Source organism: Methylomonas sp. 11b, assembly GCF_000515215.1.
Classification (GTDB): domain Bacteria; phylum Pseudomonadota; class Gammaproteobacteria; order Methylococcales; family Methylomonadaceae; genus Methylomonas.
Window position 1 is genome coordinate 2,903,662 of the sequence record NZ_KI911557.1, and the last position, 19,905, is coordinate 2,923,566.

The window sequence follows — 19,905 nt, forward strand, 5'->3', positions numbered from 1 at the left end:
GCTTAAGCGCTCACGACGGTGTTAATCAAATACACGGTGTAACTGGCGTAAATGGCTAACAAGATGCCGCCTTCGACCCGATTGATCCGGCCTTGCTCGCCTTTTCTGGCGTATCCCAAAAAGAACAGCGATAACGTTAGCAAGGCCATCAGCGGCCAATCGCGATTAACGATTTCCAGTGGAATCGACATCGGATGAATGACCCCGGCCAATCCGACCACCGCCAGCGTATTGAATAAATTGGAACCGATGATATTACCCAAGGCCAGATCGTGCTCGCCTTTGCGGGCAGCGGCAATCGACGACGCCAACTCGGGCAAAGAGGTGCCGATGGCGACGATGGTTAAGCCGATCACCAAATCGCTGACCCCCAAATCCTGGGCAATCGTTACCGCACCCCAAACCAATAACCTGGAACTGAGCATCAAGAACAGCAGGCCGCCGACCAACCAAATCACAGACTGCGCGAAGGACATCGGATGTTCTTCCATCTCGTCGGCGACTTCTTCGCCCAACACATCAGTTGTCTCGGCCTTTTTGTTCAGACCTTGGCGCACCATCCAGGTCATCACCCCGATAAATACCGCCAGCTCCAGAATCGCATCGGTTCGCGACAACTCGCCGTCGTATAACTGCGCCAGCACGAACAAGGTGACGGCAAACAATACCGGCAGCTCTTTTTTTACAATTTGCGAATGGACGATAATCGGGCTGATCAATGCCACCGTCCCCAGAATCAAGGCGATATTGGTAATATTCGACCCGTAAGCATTACCCAACGCGATACCCGGATTCCCTTGCCAGGCCGACAGGGCGGACACCGTCAATTCCGGCGCGGACGTGCCGAAACCGATCACCACCATGCCGATCAGTAACGGCGACATACCCAGAAAACGCGCTATCGCGGCAGCTCCTTCGACAAAAATATCGGCACTCCAAACCAACACAATCAGACCGATGACTATCATCAACAGTGGCAAAGCCATAACCTACCCTTAATTTTTAAGATCAAAAAAATCGAAATACTGCCCCGCGTAACGCCGGATGTTAATCCACTGTCCACTGCACCAGACCGCTATAGGCGCTGGCTATCACCACCACGCCAAACACGATCCGGTACCAGGCAAAAATAATGAAATCGTGATGACTGATGTAACGCAGTAAACCCTTAACCGCCAGCAGGGCGCTGATAAAAGCTGCGATCAAACCGACCGCGAACGACAGTGCGTCGCTCTCGACATGCAACAAGTCGCGGTGTTTGTATAAATCGTAAAGACTGGCGACCACCAAGGTCGGAATCGCCAAAAAGAAAGAAAATTCGGTAGAAGCCTTGCGCGACAGCCCAAACAACAAGCCGCCGATGATGGTGGCACCGGAACGGGAAGTGCCGGGAATCAACGCAAACGCTTGGGCAATACCCAATTTCAATGCATCCATTGGACTGAGATCGTCCACGCTTTCAACGCGAATTTTATGCTCGCGCTTTTCCGCCCAGATAATCACGAACGCACCGATGATGAACGCCAACGCCACGGGCACCGGTTTGAACAGCGCGGCCTTGATATGCTTGCCAAACAACAAGCCCAGCGTCGCCAGCGGCATAAAGGCAATCATCAGGTTTAATACAAACTTTTGCGCCTGCCTGTCGCTGGTCAGACCGCTCAGCACCGAGCCGATCTTGGCCCGATATTCCCAGCAAATCGCCAGGATCGCGCCAACCTGAATCACGATGGTAAACAGTTTGGCCTTGTCGTCGTTAAAATCCAGCAAATCGCCGGCGAGAATCAAATGGCCGGTGCTGGAAATGGGAAGAAATTCGGTTAATCCTTCAACTACGCCGAGTATCAGGGATTTGATGATGAGGGTAATGTCCATTTTTTATCAGGCTCCGTACCAGTCAGGTACCAGGGTCGAAATCAGCATGTCGATGAAGTTGATGTAAACCAGTCGAATTTGGTAAGCCTATGAAAAAGCCATATAAGCGGGGCGGGATTATAGTCGAAATCTCAACCATTACGTAACTTTACCCTGTAAGCCACGGCAAATCCTGGCATTTATGACTTACATGCCCGGCAGTAATTTAGGTTTAGACCTGCTTTGCATAGCACTCGCCGATCTGCCAGAATTGTCGACAATACTGATACTGCCGTTGCGGTGTCAGTCGCGCTCAATCCGCGTAAAGGTATTTAACCATGGCCAATGCATACCCACCGCTGATAGCCGCGCTTTGCGACCCGGCTTGTTTCCCGCATCCGGTCAAACGGGTCACCGTGCTGGAAACCCATATTTCCTGGGTGTTGCTGGCCGGCCGCTACGCTTACAAGATTAAAAAACCGGTCGATCTGGGCTTTCTGGATTTCAGCCAACTCAGCCAAAGACATTTTTATTGCCAGGAAGAGATTCGCCTGAATCGGCGTCTGGCACCCGGCATTTATTTACAAGTGACAGCCATTGGCGGCAGCCCTGGACAACCCGGAATCAACGCCGAACCGGCATTTGAATATGCGGTAAAAATGCGCCGATTTGCGGCTGGCAAGTTGCTGGATACGCTGCTGACCCGCGGGGAGGTGACGCCGGCGCATATTGACAGCTTGGCCGACACTATCGCCCGGTTTCATATGGGCTTGGCGCCGGCAACTCCAGATTCGAACTACGGCTCTCCGACCGTTATCGAAGCGCCAGCCCGGCAAAATTTCCAGCAGTTGCTTGAGTTGATGAAACCCGAAGATGCAACATTAATTAAGCTGCTGCAAGAGCGTTGCCGGCAAGCATTTTTGACAACCGAAAACCTGTTTGAGCAGCGCCAACAATCAGGCTTTATTCGCGAATGCCACGGCGATCTGCATCTGGGCAATATCGTGCTGTTAAGAGACAGGCCGGTCGCATTCGACGGTATCGAATTTTCTCCGGAATTGCGCTGGATAGACACGATCAGCGATGCGGCATTCTTGATCATGGACTTGCTCCATCGCGGCCGCGGCGATTTGGCATACCGGTTTTTGAACGCCTATTTGCAAATCAGCGGCGATTACGCCGGCCTTGGCGTGCTGCGCTTTTATCTCAGTTATCGAGCTGCCGTGCGCGCGAAAATTGCCGGGTATAGGTTCGCGCAAACCGCTGAGGGATCGGCCAGACAAGCATGTCTAACTTATTTAGACTTGGCCGGTAGCAGCTTATGCCCGCGTAAACCGGCGTTGATTCTAACCCACGGCCTGCCCGGTTGCGGCAAAAGCGCGGTATCGCAAATACTATTGGAAAAACATCAGCTAATCCGCTTGCGTTCGGATGTCGAAAGAAAACGGCTATTTGGCTTAAACGCTCTGCAAAAAAGCGGTTCGGCAATCAATAGCGGCATATACGATCCGCAAGCGAGCCAAAAAACCTACCAACATTTATTAGACCTGGCACAAGCCCTACTTGGTTACGGGTTTCCGGTTATTGTCGACGCCGCTTTTTTAAAACACGCACAACGTCGCCCGTTTCAGCTGTTGGCGCAGAATTTGGGAATTCCTTTCGTCATTCTCTCGATACAGGCCAAAGATAAAGTGTTACGACAACGCATTCGGCACCGGCAAGAACAAGGTCGCGATGCGTCGGAAGCCGACTTGACGGTGCTGGACAAGGCCACAGCCGGCGCCGAAGCATTGCAAACCGAGGAGCTGCCGTACAACGTAATATTGACTAACAACACTGATGGCCTGGATAGAAACGATCAACAAGCAGCTTGGCGCGAGCTGGAACGAACACTGGAATAATTTACGCTGCTGACTGCCTCTGCCCGGCCTTTGCGGCAAAGGGCGCTATAAAAGCACACGCTTGGACAATATTAAATTTACGGTAAATTAGCCGGCGAGGGTTGGAATTTCCTACAGTACGCGTTCTTTGTTAGAATCGCGGGTGATCGTTAGATAATTAAACCAATAAAAACCACCATTTGAGCCATGAATAAAAAGAAAATTATATTATTTGCCGTCTGTTTGGCAGCCCTGCTTGCCGTCCAGATCAAGTTCTTCCTGCCGTTTATGTACGACATCGCCGCTTCCGATTTATTTTTGGTGGAAAGCAAGGACGCGGCCAACCCAATGTCCATTAGTACCGACATGACCGCTCTGGCGTTCGCTCACTGCAACACCTACATCAAAAACGAAGCCGACGAAGATCAAAGCCTGTCATTTGCCAGCCAACCTACCAACGCCTGGACTCTCGGCAACTACGAATATATTGTGAATGCCGACGTGGAAATCAGCGGCAAAGACAGCCCCAACGTGATGCGTCACTACGCTTGCCGGATCCAATACGGCAAAGGCGACGACACCTCCGGAGCAAACGATTTCGAAAACTGGTCTATTGAAGGTGTAAGCGGATTGACCGATTAAGCCGCATTCATTTCGCTGACACATCCCCTCCGGCAACCGGAGGGTTTGTCTATAACTCGGTCCGCACCACGTCACCGCTCAATATCTTTTCCTGTTGCCGGCCTCTTTGGCAACCCGCTGATTTGCAATGCAACCCAGCCTGAATAATCTTTTAGGGTTTCCCGTTCCTACATTGAGCCGCATTCCGGCAAGTAGATGACTTGCGCTCGACACCCTGAATCAAACAACTTATAAACTAGCCTGCCGCGCAACACGCAGAATACCAGTCCTGATTAAGCACATTTATCAAGAATTGAGATAAGCTTATCTCCAGCAGATAAACCGTGCACCCTCACACGCAAAGCCTCGCTGACCGTGACGCAGTTCGTTTCAAATCCAGTTCTTCGGTATAAAAACATGCAAAAAACTCACTTAGCCCTGCTGTTCACCGGCCTTACGCTGACATCGCTTCCGACAGAGGCAGGCCCTGTACAAGACGATTTCAGCACCTGGATCAGCAATACCTACCAAACCGATTTCGGCGGCAGCCCCTATTTGGCTTTTCTGGAATTGGCACCTCGCACCAAAACCGACAATACCTTGTTTAATCAAATTATTGTCCGTCCCCTGCTCGGCTATAAGCTAACTAACAAATTGCAACTCTGGCTAGGTTATACCTGGCAGGGCGAATTCAACGAGCAAACCGACTTTGAAATGGCCACTAACGATGCGATGCAGCAGGTGCAGTGGATAGACAACTGGACGCCACAACTGAATTTTCAATACCGGTTTCGTCTCGAGCAACGCTTCTTTGCCCACGAAGGCGACGTCGGCCATCGCATGCGGCACCGATTCCGTTTAGTCTATTCAATACCGGACAGCCAAGCTTATCTAATCGCGCTTGATGAGCTGTTTGTGTACTTCAACTCGATAGACGAGGGACGACTGGCGCGATCAGTGCAAACCGGTATCAACCAAAATCGCAGCTATGTCGGGGTGGGCTACAAAGTGACAAAAAATTTGAATGTCGATACCGGCTATCAATTGCAATACATCCATAACTATGGCTCGCCCGATGTAACCAATCACGTCTGGCTAACCAATATTAATGTCAATTTCTAAGTCAGAAAAAATGCGGGGATTTTTCGCTAACCCCAGCGAGGCTCTAAGACTGAGCTTAGGACTGACTCTATATGCAGCCCGACTGGGCTGCATATAGAATCCTCGGCTCTCAGCTAAAAAAGCTCAACCGGTTTTTCACTTCCACAGCGACCAAGGCGTCGTAATGACGCCGCAATACCGAGTCGGTAGGACGCGGGAATAAGGTGGCTTCAATTTCGCTTTGCAGTTGCTCCAGAAAACTAGAGGTTGGCTCTGGGCTGTCAATAGCGAGAGATTGGCTGGTCAACGTCGCTAGCGTTTGGCCTTTAGCGGAACGGAATAGTTTGCCGAAAAAGGAAAGTCCGCAACCCTGAGACGAGTATGCGCACGCAGCGACCAGGCCGCTCAGTATGAACAATACAATGGCTTCGAACATATCAACACCTCATGACTAATAAAGAATACCGGCCAAACCAGGTTGCCAAGTCAACCCGGCCTGCACCGGCGACTCTTGCTTAGCAATTAAAATGCCACCACCTAACACACATAAAGCACTGTTAAATAAGTAAAAAATAATTTGCCACCGACTAAAACCCTGCCGTTTTCCAAACAATTTGTCGGTAATACGCCAAGGCGCACGACAGGCGAAGCGAAAAGCCGCGGTGTGGAGGTAGATGTTTCCGGCGAAAGCCGGAATCCATGGTATCAATAGGATCCCCGACTGCACGGAAGCAGCGAGACTCAAAGGTGCCGCTTGACAAAAAACCATAGAATCTCAGTATCCTCAAGGGCATACAGGCGAACGGTATTTAAGGGCCGGGTTAATAGTAGTTGGCCAACGCGGAGGCAAAACGATGAAAATTTTAGGTTTGAAATATCTCCCGACGTTTGGATTTTGGTTAGCGGCAATCGCAGTGATGGTTTTTATCGAGCGCTTCAGTGCGCACTGGAGCCAATGGGATCGCTTTTTACTTAGTACCGCGCACGGCATTAGAAGTGTCTTGCTTGATCGTTTTTTTGCAGTGATTACTTGGGCTGGTTCGCTGTTTGTTCTGGCCCCGATAACCGCAGTGCTAAGCGGTGTTCTGGCGAGAAATAGCCGAACCAAAGAGGCTTGGCTGATAGTCTTGAGCCTAGCCGGTGTTGCCTTGTTCAGCCGGCTTGCCAAACTTTGGTTCGCCCGGCCACGCCCCGATTTTTTCCCCGTTGTGGGTGAAATCCCCTTGGACGCCTCTTACCCTAGCGCCCACACAGCGCAAATCGTTGCCTTTGCTGCGGCCTTATGGTGGATGCTCAAACCCGACAAACTGGGGCTTAATTTTTACGCTTTGACGGGGTTTGCTCTTTTGATGGTATCCCTGGTTGCCGTCTCTCGGGTCTATCTGCAAGTTCATTTTCCCTCGGATGTACTAGGTGGCGCCTTGCTGAGCTTGCTGTGGGTGCTGGGATTAATTAATCTGCTGCAAAACGGCGGCATCTTCATGAGGTGAGTCATGCGAAACAAGTTTCTTAATACCGGACAAAGCGGTTATCACCCTTTAAGAAAATTGAAGGTCTGTTTGTCAGGTCTGCGCTACGCGGTTGTGTATGATTTTAGTGTGGCCTATAAAGTCATACTTTCCGTTTTGATTTTAGCCGTATGCTTTTATTTTCGCCAATGGGTGGATTTCATCTCGGTACTTACCGCCACCGGCCTGATGCTGATATGCGAAATGTTTAACACGACCATAGAAGCCCTCTGCGATTTCGTGGAAACGCGGCAAAATGAAAAAATACGCGTCATCAAGGATATTGCCGCAGCCGCCGCCGGCATCAGCATCCTGATTTGGGCAGTGGTAATGCTATCGGAGCTCAGCTACTTAGGGTCATTAGTCGGCTGGTCCTCCTAGACATCAATCACAAGCAGCGTAATCAATGTGGCCTGTGGTATCGGAGCTTGAATGTCGTGGTTTTGCCTACGGCCTACCTACGTTGATAGAGACTTCCCTGGAATAATCGAACAAATAGCAAGGCAACTGAGGCCACTTGCCTTGTACACATAGAAGCAGACTGTGCAATGTCTTAGCCCGCCTCAACAGCAAGAACCTGAACTTGGTCGATTTCACCAGCTTTAGCCCTGAGGCTGAAGACAAGTCGCTCCCACGCTATATAAGCATGGCGAATGTTAAGATACATAGATCCCTTTATGCCCCTGGGTGCAGTGGGAGAGAGTTTTCTATGATGTTTATAAGTCCCTTAAATGGGATTAGGGCTGGAGGATACTATGGGACGATTTGTTTTTATGCTGTGGCTATTGGTTGGGCAGGCGTCGTTGCAGACGGCAAGGGCGCTGGACATGCAAGATGTTCCTGAACCGCTAAAGCCCTGGGTCAACTGGGTGTTGGCCGATGAATCCCAGTACCGTTGCCCGTTTTTCTTCGACGATTTTCAACAAAAACGCTGCTCCTGGCCCGGTGCGCTGCACCTGAATTTACAAGCTAAGCACGGCAGCTTCGTTGCCGATTGGACCGTGTACCGCAAGGATTGGATTATCTTGCCGGGCGACACGCAACATTGGCCGCAAGCCGTCACCGTCAACAAACAAACGCAGCCGGTCGTGGAAAAAGACGGTAAGCCTGCCCTGCAATTGTCGGCAGGTCGCTACCAAATTAGCGGCGAATTTTTCTGGGAAAACTTACCGGAACAATTAGCCTTGCCGGAGGCCAGCGGCCTGATTCAGCTCAGCGTCAACGATAAGCCGGTCGCTTATCCATCAATCAAACAAGGTGCATTGTGGCTGCATATTGAGAAAGCCGACACCGCTGACCGGGAGCAAGACAGGCTAGACCTGCAAGTATTCCGGCAGGTGCTGGACGAGGTGCCGCTACAGGTCATCACGCGCCTGGATCTGGAAGTATCCGGCAAGGCGCGGGAGATCGAGTTTCCTTATGCCTTGTTGCCTAACTTTATCCCGGTGGCCCTGAATAGCCCCTTACCGGCTCGATTGGACGGTAACGGGAGACTATTGGTGCAAGTGCGTCCGGGGCGCTGGAGTATCGATATTCATGGCCGCCACCCGCAAGCCCTGACGCAACTGGATTTGGCCGTAACAGACCAGAACTGGCCGGCGGAGGAGTTATGGGCGTTCCAGGCCATGCCGGCCTTGCGCTTGGTGGAAATCGAGAATTTGACTGCGATAGACGGCAGCCAAACCAATCTGCCCGCCGAATGGCAGCATTTGCCTACCTATCAACTGAAACAGGGCGAGAGTATGAGGTTTAAAGTGGTGCGCCGCGGCGACCCTGAACCCGAGCCGAATCAACTCAAACTGAAGCGCACGCTGTGGCTGGATTTCGAAGGCGGCGGTTATACCGTCAGCGATAACATTACCGGCAACATGAGCCGCGACTGGCGCCTGAATGCGGTGCCGGAACTGGGGCTGGGTCAGGTGCAACTGGATGGCCAGAGCCAATTGATTACCCAGTTGGCGGATGGCAGCCAAGGTGTGGAAGTGCGGCGCGGCGCTATTCGCCTCAACGCCGATAGCCGAATCGAAGCCGATTTGCATGTGCTCAGCGCCAGCGGCTGGCAGCAGCGCTTTCAACAGGTGCAGGCCGAACTCAATATCCCGCCCGGCTGGCGCTTGCTGGCGGTCAGCGGTGTGGACAATGTACCGAATAGCTGGTTGAACCGCTGGACTTTGCTGGACTTGTTTTTGGTCTTGATCGCCGCATTGGCCGTCGGGCGGCTGTGGTCGCCGCAATGGGGCGGGTTTGCGTTGCTCAGTTTGGCACTGATTTGGCATGAGGCGGATGCGCCGCGCTTGATTTGGTTGAACGTGCTGGCAGTGATCGCCTTGCTGCGAGTATTGCCGGCGGGTAGCTTTTGGCAATGGTTGAAATGGTATCGCAACGTCAGTTGGCTGGCCCTGCTGATGCTGACCATTCCGTTCATGATAGAGCAGATTCGCATCGGTATTTACCCGCAGCTGGAACTGCCCGGGCAGTCCATTCAGCGCCTACATTCGGTGGTGGCTGCCGCTGCACCGATGGCGTTGCAGGTAGAACAGATGGCGGATTCGGCGATGGCGCCGGAGCCGGAAATAAGGGAACTTGCCAAAACGGAGCCCGAGTATTCAGCTAAACCCAAGGCATCCAGTTCTTACGGCGGCAGCGCCGCCAGTTTGCAACGTATCGATCCCGAAGCCAATCTGCAAACCGGTCCCGGCCTGCCGCAATGGGGCTGGCAGCGCGTGGAGTTGAGCTGGAACGGCGCGGTCGATAGCGGGCAGCAAATCCGGCTCTGGTATTTGTCGCCATTTTTGATGATGTTGCTGCACTTTGCCCAAGCCATGCTGGTGACGGTTTTGGTTTTGAAAATGCTCGGCGCTATCGCCAGCAACTGGCGCTTGTCCTTGCCGAGCTTGACCTGCCTGTTGCTGTTGCCGCTGTTGATGGCGCCCAGCGACAAGGCCTATGCCGATCTGCCTGACGCGCCAATGCTCGAACAATTGAAAACCCGCTTGCTGCAAGCACCGCAATGTCTGCCCACCTGCGCGCAGATAGCCGACATGCAATTATGGGTTAAGCCTGAGCTGCTGCGCATCGAATTGCAATTGCACACACAACAGGATCTGGCGGTACCGCTGCCGGCTCAGCTTGAGCAATGGTTTCCAGAGCAGGTTACTGTCGATGGCAGTGAGGCGCAAGCCTTGATCAGACAGGATGATGGCAGCTTATGGTTGATGGTGGCGCAAGGTGTTCACAAGGTGGCGATGCAAGGCCGCTATGCCGCACAGGATAAATTCAGTGTGCCGTTGCTGTTGCCGCCGCAGCATGCCAGCGTCAATGCCGACGGTTGGCGGGTGGACGGTTTATATGAAGACGGCAAGGTGGGTCCGCAACTGGAGTTCAGCCGCTTGCAACTCGATAGCGGGCCCAAAAATAAGCTACAACAAACCGCCTTGCCGGCGTTTGTACGGGTGGAAAGAACCCTGCATTTGGGTTTGGATTGGCGCGTGACCACCCGAGTCGAGCAATTGGCCGGCGCTCTCAGTCCGGTGTTATTGGAGCTACCGTTGTTGCCCGGTGAAGCCGTCACCAGTCCGCAAGTGCGGGTCAAGGACGGGAAAGTATTAGTCAACATGGCGGCCGGCCAGGCGACTATGGAATGGGAGTCCGCATTGGCTAAAACCGAGCAATTGTTATTGCAGGCCGCCGATACGCCGCAATGGCACGAGGTATGGCGCGCCGATGTTAGCCCTATCTGGCATTTGCAGGCCGACGGCATCGCGGTGGTGCATCATCAGGATAGTCAAGGACAATGGCTACCGGAATGGCGGCCCTGGCCGGGCGAGCGGGTCAATCTAACTATCAGCCGTCCGCAAGCGGTGGCCGGGGCGACCTTGACTATTGATAGAAGCGAATTGGCGGTCAAACCCGGGCAACGCAGCGAAACGGTGGAATTGACCTTGAGCATCCGTAGTTCCAAAGGTGGACAACACCCCGTGAAACTGCCGGAGCAGGCGGAACTGCAAAGTGTGACGATAGACGGCGTGAGTCAGCCGATTCGTCAGCTAGGTGCTGTGGTGAGTTTGCCGATACATCCCGGCACTCAGCAAATTGTGTTGAATTGGCAGACAGCGCAAGAACCCGGTTTGCTGTTACGCACGCCGCTGGTTGATCTCGGCGTTGCCAGCGTGAACAGTCGTATTCAGTTGCTGATGCCGCAAGAGCGTTGGTTGTTGTGGACCTTTGGGCCGAAGTTCGGGCCGGCCGCGTTGATCTGGGGCTTATTGATAGTGCTGGCCGTATTGGCGCTGGGCTTGGGTAAGCTGAGTATCACGCCGCTAAAGCATTGGCAGTGGTTTTTGTTGCTGATCGGCTTGAGCCAGTTGCATATTGCCGCTGCATTTTTGGTGGTGGGCTGGTTGTTTGCTCTGGGTTTCCGCGCCGAGCATGCACCGGAACGGCCGCGCTGGTTCAATTTGGCGCAAATCTGTTTGGCCGGTTTGACGCTGCTGTCCTTGTTGCTGATAGCAATAGCGGTCGAGCAAGGTTTGTTGGGTAATCCGGATATGCAAATTGCCGGGAATCAATCGTCTGCGACCTTGCTAAATTGGTATCAGGATCGCAATGGTCCGCAGTTGGCCATTGCCACGGTAGTCAGCCTGCCTTTACTGGCCTACCGGATTTTGATGCTGGCTTGGTCGTTGTGGATGGCCGCAGCCTTGTTGAATTGGCTGCGCTGGGGTTGGAACTGTTTTGCCGGCGGCGGGCTTTGGAAAAAATCACCGGTCCAAGCTATCGTGCCGAAATCAGGCTCTTAACATCGTAAATACCCCCGGCAAAGCCGGGGGCTTTATCACGAGCAATAACCTGCAAGATTGTCTCTAACTGGCTAATCCCCGAAACACTTCACTTAAATGCTTTCGCAACAACTTTTACAAGTTCCAACAGCGGCATTTTGGAATAAAAACTCGTCACCACGCCTCCAAAACCACCACTTTCCACCCCCGATTCTCCGCCGGACGCAAGCTTACCCAGGCTGCGATCTGCCGCGAAGGCTCGGATTGACCGGCTGACTGGCTTTGGTAATAGCCCACTCCGGCATCTTGATCGGCGATTTCAGCGGCGAGCTGCCGAAGTTCCGGTATTTGATTGAAGCGTTCCTCACGGAACAAATTAAGGCCAATCTCCTGAGGATCGGTATCGTAAAGCAACAGACCATCATCCTGCACGACCCACACTGTGCGTTTTTTGCTCTGCGTATCCTCTGTCAACAATCCACCGAGAAAATCGACCGGCTTGATGCGCATAGAGATAAAGCCCGGGATAGTTTTACCCTGTTTGATCGGCACCACCATCGTGACGGCGGCGAAGCCTTCCGGAGCTTGATAAATCCGGCTCAGAATCGGCACGCCCCGTTCCAAAGTCATCCGGTTGTGCTCAAGTTGCGAGGTATCGGCACCCAACGCTTGTCGATATTTGCCCGGAACCACCGCCACGATAGTGCCGGGCGCGCGCGTCGTGGCAAAACTTTCGCCGCGCGGATAACGTTGCCGCAAGCTATCCAGCAAGCCACTGGATGCGGCTAAATCGGCATTGGTACGCAAGGACTCGGTTGCTTGCTGCATACCCATGCGCATCTCGTTTAGGTTGCCCAAGATGCTGTCCGCGATTTGGTTGGCGGCCGTCAGGTTGTGGTTGGAAATGCGGGTGACATCGGCCAGCGCACGCTCGATCTTTTTCTTTTCCTGCTTGACGATTTCGCCTTCAGCCACCGCCAAATTCCGCGCTTTATGCGCCTCCACGCCAAATTTGAAGGCCAGCCCGGCGCCGATCAAAATCGCCAGCAATACCGCCAGACTAGCCGCCAACACGACCTTGTTGCGGGCGATGAAGCGGCGCACCAGCTCGCCGCGTGAATAGGCATAGGCGCTCACCAAACGACCGTCGCGATAGGCGCACAATTCGTCGGCTAGGCTTGCCGCATTGGGAAAGCGTAACGATTTGTCCTTGGCCAAGGCCTTGTCGCAGATGGCGATCAATTCCAGCGGCATTGGCAGCTTCGGATCCCGCGCCGAGGGCATGGGTGCCAGCGAGCTAAGCCGTGCCAATATCTCATCGGCGCTGCCGCGCAGCGGCGGATGGCCGGCCAATAGATAATAGAGAATGCACCCAAGCGCGAACACATCTGAACGCGTATCCACGATGCCGAAATCGGGATTGGCTTGTTCCGGCGCCATATAGGCGGGGGTGCCGAGAATGTCGCCCATCCGGGTCAGTTCCCCATCGTCGGCAGCCTGAGTGGATGCAGCATGCAGCAGCGGCGCCAGATCGGCTTCGTTTTCGACCTTGGCCAAGCCCCAATCCAGGACGATGGTTTCGCCGAACGGACCCAGCACGATATTACCGGGCTTAATGTCGCGATGAATCACGCCTTTGGAGTGAGCATAAGCCACGGCTTCGCAAACGTCGATCAGTCTGTCCAGCAAACTCAGGCGCCGCGCCAGCGCATGCTCGGCCAACATCTCGGCATTGCAGGCTTTTAGTGCCTTGGCCAGCGTATCCCCGCGCACCAAGCGCATCACGTAATAGGGTGCGCCGCTTTGTTTCTTGCCCAGATCGTAAACGGGCACAATGCCTGGATGCTCCAGTCGACCGGTAATGCGGGCCTCGCGCAGAAAACGCGCACTTAGTTCGGCATCCTCATTCGCAGCCTGATCCAGCAATTCCTTGATCGCCACTTCCCGGCCGATGCGCTCGTCAAAACCCAGCAACACTTGCCCGCCGCCGCCCACCCCCACAGCGCCGCGCAAAGAATAATCGTCGTTGAATTTACCGTCCAACGCCGGATTGTCCGCCAATATCTGCGGATAGGGGCGCGGTTTGATCCGGGTCGGATCGTCGTCTGTTGGTTTGATGATGGTGGCGTCGTCTTCCGGGAGCATGATCTCAGACAGCCTTGGCCTTGTTTAATGTCTGCGCAGCGGGATCAAGACTGCTGCGCGGGCTTGCGATCGACATGCCCCAGATCGCGCTCTGGCGCAATCTGATCGCGGACCAATTGCTTTAACTCGGTAATCTCCGGAAATCTGCCTTGCTGCTTGCGGGACCAGACTAATTCGCTGTTGGCGCGCACTTCAAAGATGCCGCCGGTGTCCGGCTGCATCACTAGTTCGTCTAACTCCTGCTCGAAGGTGCTTAACAATTCCTGCGCCATCCAGGCTGCGCGCAGCAGCCAGCGGCATTGGGTGCAGTAGCGGATTTCGACGCGAGTCATAGCTTACAACTCGTCCCGTAGACGTTTATAAATCCCGCCAAAACTGCCGTTACTCATCAATAACACGTGGCAGACGCCACCAGCCTGGGCTTTGATGGTGGCGATGATGGTTTCCAGACTGTTGCAAATCTCGATATTGTTGGCGTATTTCAGTAGCTGGCTTAAATCCCAGCCCAGATTATCCGGCTGATAAACGATAGCCTGATCGGCTTGTCCCAAGGATTCGGCCAACGATTGGGTATGCACACCTAGGCGCATGGTGTTGGAGCGGGGCTCGACGATGGCCAGAATTTTTTCGCTCCCAACTTGTTTACGTAAGCCATCCAGCGTGGTCTTGATTGCGGTCGGATGGTGCGCAAAGTCGTCGTAAACAGTGACGCCCGCGCTTTTGACGATGACTTCCATCCGCCGCTTTACGTTTTGAAACTGCTGCAAGGCGGCTATCGCATCTTTTGCCAGAATGCCGATATGCCGGGCGGCGGCGATGGCCGATAAGGCGTTATAGACACTGTGGCGGCCGGTTAAGGTCCAATCAACCGTGCCTTGCTCTTCACCGGCAAAACTGACGCTAAAACGGCTGCCGTCGGCTTTTAACAAGTGCGCTTGCCAATCGCCCTCACCGTCGATCACAGTTTTCACAACTGGCGTCCAGCAGCCCATTTCTAGTACTTCTGAAACATGCTGTTCGCAAGCCGGCGCGATGATCAGACCTTGGCTGGGAATGGTGCGTACTAGATGATGAAACTGCTTTTTGATCGCGTCCAAATTTTCGAAGATGTCGGCGTGATCGTATTCCAGGTTGTTCAAGATCGCCGTTCTGGGCCGGTAATGTACGAATTTCGAACGTTTGTCGAAAAAGGCGCAATCGTATTCGTCGGCTTCTATGACGAAAAAATCCGACTCGCCCAAGCGAGCGGAGATGCCGAAATTCAGCGGAATGCCGCCGATCAGAAAGCCCGGTTTGAAACCGTTGTATTCCAGCACCCAAGCCAACATGCTGCTGGTAGTGGTCTTGCCGTGGGTCCCGGCTACCGCCAGTACCCATTTGTGCTGCAACACATGTTCCGCAAGCCATTGCGGGCCGGAGATATACGGTAAGCCTAAGTTCAATACAGCTTCCACTTCCGGATTGCCGCGCGACATGGCATTGCCCACCACCACCAAATCGGGTTTGCAATCCAGGTTTTCGGCTTTATAACCGTTCATCAGCCGGATGCCTTGTTCTTCCAGTTGGGTGCTCATCGGCGGATAGACGTTCTGGTCCGAACCGCTGACGGTATAGCCCAATTCGCGGGCGATTAAGGCCAGGCCGCCCATGAAGGTGCCGCAAATGCCGAGGATGTGAATGTGTAGTGGCTTTTGTGAGTCTGTCATTCTGATAATTTTAACGGGGTTTGAATAGATGCAAATGCGGAAATGCGGCTTGAGTTGCTACATCATTTTTTCGGTTCTTCCGGCTTTTTTTCCTCGGCGGGTTTGGGCTCGCCTTCGATTTTTTCTTCGACCTTGGCTTCCGAACCCTTGGCGCCGGCCGCTTCCAACAGTTTTACGATGTTTTCACGACCAAGCTTTTTAGCCTTATCGAGTATTTTCACACTCTGGCTATCGGCGGCATTGACATTGGCGCCGGCGGCGATTAACACGCCAACAATCTCGGCACTGCCGAACATTACCGCATCCGTTAGCGCGGTGGAGCCGAGTTTATCGGCCAAATTCACGTCGGCACCATAAGCCAGCAGCGCCTTGACAATCCGTAAATTGCCGTTAAAACTTGCGGCCATAAGCGCTGTGCGCTCCGTTTCCAGCTTACCGTTGACGTCCAGTCCTTGCGCCAACAGGGCCTCGACCCGCTCCAGCTTGCCGGTGGCTGCGGCGGCAAATAAATCCTTATTGTCCTCGGCAAGCGCCTGCACGGACCAGGCGATTAGCCCGGCACTTAGAAATCTGCGGATGTTCATCGGATTGCTTGCTTGCGTTTGGGTATGAGTTGGGTTGAAATAAGGCAAATACTGATTTACATCATCTATCAATGAGCGAAAAAAACAAAGTTTTAGTTGAAGCCCAGCCCTACTACATCGAGGCCCAATCGTCCCCCGAACAGAACCGCTATGTGTTTGCCTACACCATTACCATCACCAACGTCGGTTCCACCCCGGCCAAATTGCTGACCCGGCACTGGTTGATCACCGATGCCAACGGCAAGGTACAGGAAGTAAACGGCGACGGCGTGGTGGGAGAAAACCCGCATCTCAGCCCCGGCGACTCTTTCCGCTATACCAGTGCGGCGATGATAGAAACGCCGGTCGGTGTGATGCAGGGCAAATATCAAATGCAGTCGGACGCCGGCGAAAATTTTAACGCAGCCATTCCCAAATTCACTTTATCGATACCCAGAACCCTGCACTAATGGCGATTTATGCAATTGGTGACATTCAGGGCTGCTACGACGAGTTCCGCCGCTTACTGGACCATATAAGCTTCGATCCGAATCAGGATCAACTGTGGCTGGCCGGCGACTTGGTCAACCGCGGCCCAAAATCGCTAGAGACGCTACGATTTGTGAAGGGTTTGGGCTCGGCGGCCGTTACCGTGCTCGGCAATCACGATCTGCACTTGATCGCCACCGTGGTGTCGCTAGGCAAGGCCGGTAAAAAAGACACGCTGGGCGACATTTTAAGAGCCGAGGATTGCGAAGAGCTTATAGACTGGCTGCGCCATCAAAAACTGTTTCATCACAATGATGAATTTTGCATGTTGCACGCCGGCCTGCCGCCGCAGTGGGATTTTGCAACCACGCTGCGCATGGCGCGTGAAACCGAACAGGCCATGCAAAGCCCGGATCACGAACGCTTTTTCCGCTCCATGTACGGTAACAAACCCGTGGTCTGGCGCGACGATTTGCTGAAAACCGAAAAGCTGCGCTTTGCCATCAATTGTTTCAGCCGGCTGCGCTATTGCACCGTAGACGGCGTCATGGATTTTGGACCAAAAGGCGCACCCGGTAGCCAGCCAGATCACTTAATACCCTGGTTTGAAGTGCCGGGCCGAAAAAGTATCGATATGCGCATTATCTTCGGCCATTGGTCGACGCTGGGTTATTTCGACGGCTACAACTGTTACTCGATAGACACCGGCTGTTTATGGGGCGGACAGTTGACGGCGCTAGAACTGTGCGAACAACCCAGACGCTTCAGCATCGACTGCGCGGCCTCACATAATCCCAAGACTTTTTCAGAGTAGTGAACTTTTGCCGGCGTTCCGGCATCATTTCGCTCTCACACCAAGCACCACATCAACTTAACCCGAGAATAGCCCATGCTAAAAAACCTGTTCCTCGCCATCATCCTGGCTTTGCCTTTGACCGCCTTCGCTTACCCCAGTGAAAACGACTATGGCCAACCGGTAGATCACAAGCTAGAACATTTGAACAAACTGCTGCAACTCAGCCCGGAGCAAAAATCCAAGCTTGAAGCGATATTTAAAGAGCAGCACGAAAAATTCCGCGCCATCCACGAAGAGTCGCACAGCCGGATGAAAGAGGTGTTAAGTCCGGAACAAATGCAGAAAATGGACGACTTGCGCAAACAACATCAGGAACAAATGCGCGAGCAAGCTCCTCGTAAGCCGGCACCATAAACAAAACGGCCTCAGCAGTAACTGTTACTGCTGAGGCCGTTGCTTGATCTAGCTTTTTTAAGAGAAATTTCGACCGTAAAAAATCTCGGCCATTTCTTCCTGCAGCATGCCTTGGATTTCTTCCTGCTCTTCGTCGCTGAAATTACTTTCCTTCTCGAACAAGTAATTTTCCAGTTCGGTTTCTTTCAACATCATCTTGGTGTGGAAGATGTTTTCCTGATACACGTTAACGTCGATCATCTGGTACAGCTCTTTAGTGCTTTCCGCGATGTAATTCTGGATAGAATTGATTTTGTGATCGATGTAATGCTTTTGCCCGGACACGTCACGGGTAAAACCGCGCACTCGGTAGTCCATGATGACGATGTCGGACTCAAAGCTGTGAATCAAATAATTCAAGGCTTTCAGCGGTGAAATTTGACCACAGGTTGACACGTCGATGTCCGCTCGAAACGTACAAATATCGGTATCCGGATGACTTTCCGGATAGGTATGCACAGTGATGTGGCTTTTATCCAAATGCGCCAGGATGGTATCGGGCAAGGGGCCTGGCGACTCGGAGTTCATGCCGGCGGGAATGACCGCACCTTCGGAAATCAACATCGTCACACTGGCACCTTGCGGGTCGTAATCCTGATGAGCGATGTTCAGAATTTGCGCGCCGATGATATTGGCCACGTCTTTTAAAATCTGCGTCAAACGCTTGGCGTTATAGGCTTCGTCGATATATTCGATGTAGGCTTTTTCTTGCTCTTTCGGCGCATAGCAAACGTCGTAAATATTAAAACTCAACGATTTGGTCAGGTTATTAAACCCGTGTAACTGTAATTTGCTCAACCGATCAACCCTCTATAACTTCAAAATCATGACTTATTTCCACACCCGCTTTGCCCAACATAATGGACGCCGAGCAATATTTTTCGGCGGATAACTTCACCGCCCGTTCCACCGCGGTAACCGGCAGATTTTTACCCGTCACCTTGAAGTGCAAATGAATTTTGCTGAATACCGCCGGCACTGTGTCTACGCGTTCCGCCGTCAGCTCGGCAGTGCAATGTACAATCTCGTGGCGGCCTTTTTGCAGAATATCCACGACGTCGAACGACGAACAGCCACCCACGCCCAACAACAGCATTTCCATAGGGCGCACCCCGAGATTGCGGCCGCCGTGATCCGGCGGTCCATCCATCACTACCGTGTGCCCGCTGCCGGACTCGCCGACGAACAATCTACCGTCGACCCATTTAATCGTTGCCTGCATGACATATCCCAACCAAAATCAAAATTGTCGGGAATTTTACAACGAACCCGTCAAATGTCTTGATTTTTTTGTAAAACTACTGCACCTTGATAGGGTAACCAATCTAGTTCACAGAATTATTACAAATTATGAGCTTCGTTAAACAAAACAAGATTTCACCATCCGCCCTGGACGCCTTTTTACGCTTCTGCCATGTTAGGAGCTATCCAGCCAAAATCACCATCGTTCGCCCTGGCGATGTCGGCGACAAACTATTGTTTGTGGTCGATGGCTCGGTCAGCGTCAGCGTAGAAGACGAGGAAGGCCGCGAATTGATACTGGCGTATTTGAACAAGCACGATTTCGTCGGCGAGATCGGGGTGTTCAAAAACGCCGAAACGCGGAGCGTACTGGTGAAAACCCGCACCAAATGCCAGATGGCGGAAATTGGTTATGAACGTTTCAAATTGCTGCTCAACGCCGAACTGCGCGATCAGGCCGTGGAGATTCTGACCGTACTCGGTGAACAACTCTCGACCCGTTTGTTGATCACCAGCCGCAAATACCGCGACCTGGCATTTATGGACGTGGAAGGCCGCATTGCCCGCACGCTGTTGGATCTAGCCAAGGAACCTGACGCGATTACTCATCCGGACGGCATGCAGTTGCACATCACCCGTCAGGAAATCGGCCGTATAGTTGGTTGTTCCCGCGAGATGGCTGGACGCGTATTGAAAGAACTGGAAGACAAGGGCTTAATCACCGCCCACGGTAAAACCATCGTGGTATTCGGCACGCGTTAACGCCGAG

Annotated in this window: 20 protein-coding genes; 10 read left to right on the plus strand and 10 right to left on the minus strand. The window is 53.0% G+C overall.

All coding sequences use genetic code 11. From position 1 onward, the window contains the following. Positions 1–2: 2 nt before the first annotated feature. Both METH11B_RS0113955 and METH11B_RS0113960 read right to left on the minus strand, forming a co-directional pair. On the minus strand, positions 3–986 hold the full coding sequence (locus METH11B_RS0113955; RefSeq protein WP_020484309.1) for a calcium/sodium antiporter: 984 nt from the start codon (positions 984–986) through the stop codon (positions 3–5). A gap of 61 nt (positions 987–1,047) precedes the next feature. After that, positions 1,048–1,875 carry an undecaprenyl-diphosphate phosphatase gene (locus METH11B_RS0113960; RefSeq protein ID WP_026602548.1) on the minus strand — a complete coding sequence of 276 codons (828 nt, stop codon included), beginning with the start codon at positions 1,873–1,875 and terminating at the stop codon, positions 1,048–1,050. Between the two features lie 317 nt (positions 1,876–2,192). Here METH11B_RS0113960 and METH11B_RS0113965 point away from each other — a divergent pair, with 317 nt between their 5' ends. The 3 genes from METH11B_RS0113965 (at position 2,193) to METH11B_RS0113975 (ending at position 5,477) form a co-directional block, all read left to right on the plus strand. Next, on the plus strand, positions 2,193–3,755 hold the full coding sequence (locus METH11B_RS0113965; protein WP_026602549.1) for a bifunctional aminoglycoside phosphotransferase/ATP-binding protein: 1,563 nt from the start codon (positions 2,193–2,195) through the stop codon (positions 3,753–3,755). A 186-nt stretch (positions 3,756–3,941) separates the two neighbouring features. After that, positions 3,942–4,376: a hypothetical protein gene (locus METH11B_RS0113970; protein ID WP_020484306.1), complete on the plus strand. Its 435-nt coding sequence runs from the start codon at positions 3,942–3,944 to the stop codon at positions 4,374–4,376. Positions 4,377–4,772: 396 nt separating this feature from the next. Further along, positions 4,773–5,477: a DUF2490 domain-containing protein gene (locus METH11B_RS0113975; RefSeq protein ID WP_026602550.1), complete on the plus strand. Its 705-nt coding sequence runs from the start codon at positions 4,773–4,775 to the stop codon at positions 5,475–5,477. 109 nt (positions 5,478–5,586) lie between these two features. Here the strand turns inward: METH11B_RS0113975 and METH11B_RS0113980 are convergent, their stop codons facing one another. Both METH11B_RS0113980 and METH11B_RS0113985 read right to left on the minus strand, forming a co-directional pair. Beyond that, the gene (locus METH11B_RS0113980; RefSeq protein WP_026602551.1) at positions 5,587–5,892 is read right to left on the minus strand and encodes a hypothetical protein; all 306 of its coding nucleotides are present in this window, start codon (positions 5,890–5,892) and stop codon (positions 5,587–5,589) included. Positions 5,893–5,907: 15 nt separating this feature from the next. Next, positions 5,908–6,225 carry a hypothetical protein gene (locus tag METH11B_RS0113985; RefSeq protein ID WP_026602552.1) on the minus strand — a complete coding sequence of 106 codons (318 nt, stop codon included), beginning with the start codon at positions 6,223–6,225 and terminating at the stop codon, positions 5,908–5,910. Positions 6,226–6,310: 85 nt separating this feature from the next. Here METH11B_RS0113985 and METH11B_RS26825 point away from each other — a divergent pair, with 85 nt between their 5' ends. The 3 genes from METH11B_RS26825 (at position 6,311) to METH11B_RS0114000 (ending at position 11,763) form a co-directional block, all read left to right on the plus strand. Then, positions 6,311–6,946: a phosphatase PAP2 family protein gene (locus METH11B_RS26825; RefSeq protein WP_026602553.1), complete on the plus strand. Its 636-nt coding sequence runs from the start codon at positions 6,311–6,313 to the stop codon at positions 6,944–6,946. A gap of 3 nt (positions 6,947–6,949) precedes the next feature. Then, positions 6,950–7,345, plus strand: coding sequence for a diacylglycerol kinase (locus tag METH11B_RS0113995; protein WP_026602554.1), 396 nt, complete (start codon positions 6,950–6,952; stop codon positions 7,343–7,345). Between the two features lie 374 nt (positions 7,346–7,719). Further along, positions 7,720–11,763, plus strand: coding sequence for a hypothetical protein (locus METH11B_RS0114000; RefSeq protein WP_026602555.1), 4,044 nt, complete (start codon positions 7,720–7,722; stop codon positions 11,761–11,763). A gap of 153 nt (positions 11,764–11,916) precedes the next feature. On the opposite strand, the gene METH11B_RS0114005 is transcribed toward METH11B_RS0114000, so the two are convergent. From METH11B_RS0114005 to METH11B_RS0114020, 4 genes are all read right to left on the minus strand, one after another. After that, positions 11,917–13,887: a serine/threonine protein kinase gene (locus METH11B_RS0114005; protein WP_026602556.1), complete on the minus strand. Its 1,971-nt coding sequence runs from the start codon at positions 13,885–13,887 to the stop codon at positions 11,917–11,919. Positions 13,888–13,931: 44 nt separating this feature from the next. Then, a complete protein-coding gene (locus tag METH11B_RS0114010; RefSeq protein ID WP_026602557.1) occupies positions 13,932–14,219 on the minus strand; it encodes a SelT/SelW/SelH family protein in 288 nt (95 codons plus the stop codon). 3 nt (positions 14,220–14,222) lie between these two features. Then, positions 14,223–15,593, minus strand: a complete 1,371-nt coding sequence (mpl, locus tag METH11B_RS0114015) for a UDP-N-acetylmuramate:L-alanyl-gamma-D-glutamyl-meso-diaminopimelate ligase (protein WP_036275987.1) — start codon at positions 15,591–15,593, stop codon at positions 14,223–14,225. Between the two features lie 62 nt (positions 15,594–15,655). Continuing rightward, entirely contained in the window at positions 15,656–16,177 is a 522-nt protein-coding gene (locus METH11B_RS0114020) for an ankyrin repeat domain-containing protein (protein WP_026602559.1), read from the minus strand. Between the two features lie 71 nt (positions 16,178–16,248). Between METH11B_RS0114020 and apaG the strand changes: the two genes are divergently transcribed. The 3 genes from apaG to METH11B_RS0114035 all read left to right on the plus strand — a co-directional run bounded on the left by apaG (position 16,249) and on the right by METH11B_RS0114035 (position 17,855). Continuing rightward, the gene (gene apaG, locus METH11B_RS0114025; protein ID WP_020484295.1) at positions 16,249–16,626 is read left to right on the plus strand and encodes a Co2+/Mg2+ efflux protein ApaG; all 378 of its coding nucleotides are present in this window, start codon (positions 16,249–16,251) and stop codon (positions 16,624–16,626) included. Next, positions 16,626–17,459, plus strand: a complete 834-nt coding sequence (locus METH11B_RS0114030; RefSeq protein WP_026602560.1) for a symmetrical bis(5'-nucleosyl)-tetraphosphatase — start codon at positions 16,626–16,628, stop codon at positions 17,457–17,459. The genes apaG and METH11B_RS0114030 overlap by 1 nt, the downstream gene beginning before the upstream one ends. A 75-nt stretch (positions 17,460–17,534) precedes the next feature. Beyond that, positions 17,535–17,855, plus strand: coding sequence for a periplasmic heavy metal sensor (locus METH11B_RS0114035; RefSeq protein ID WP_026602561.1), 321 nt, complete (start codon positions 17,535–17,537; stop codon positions 17,853–17,855). 57 nt (positions 17,856–17,912) lie between these two features. Here METH11B_RS0114035 and speD read toward each other — a convergent pair whose 3' ends face one another. Together speD and METH11B_RS0114045 are read right to left on the minus strand one after the other, a co-directional pair. Next, positions 17,913–18,692: an adenosylmethionine decarboxylase gene (gene speD, locus METH11B_RS0114040; protein ID WP_020484292.1), complete on the minus strand. Its 780-nt coding sequence runs from the start codon at positions 18,690–18,692 to the stop codon at positions 17,913–17,915. Between the two features lie 4 nt (positions 18,693–18,696). Beyond that, on the minus strand, positions 18,697–19,116 hold the full coding sequence (locus METH11B_RS0114045; RefSeq protein ID WP_026602562.1) for an OsmC family protein: 420 nt from the start codon (positions 19,114–19,116) through the stop codon (positions 18,697–18,699). Positions 19,117–19,244: 128 nt separating this feature from the next. On the opposite strand from METH11B_RS0114045, the gene crp reads away from it, so the two are divergent. Beyond that, positions 19,245–19,898 (plus strand): cAMP-activated global transcriptional regulator CRP, encoded by a 654-nt coding sequence (crp, locus tag METH11B_RS0114050; protein WP_020484290.1) that lies wholly within the window; start codon positions 19,245–19,247, stop codon positions 19,896–19,898. The last annotated feature ends 7 nt before the right edge of the window (positions 19,899–19,905 follow it).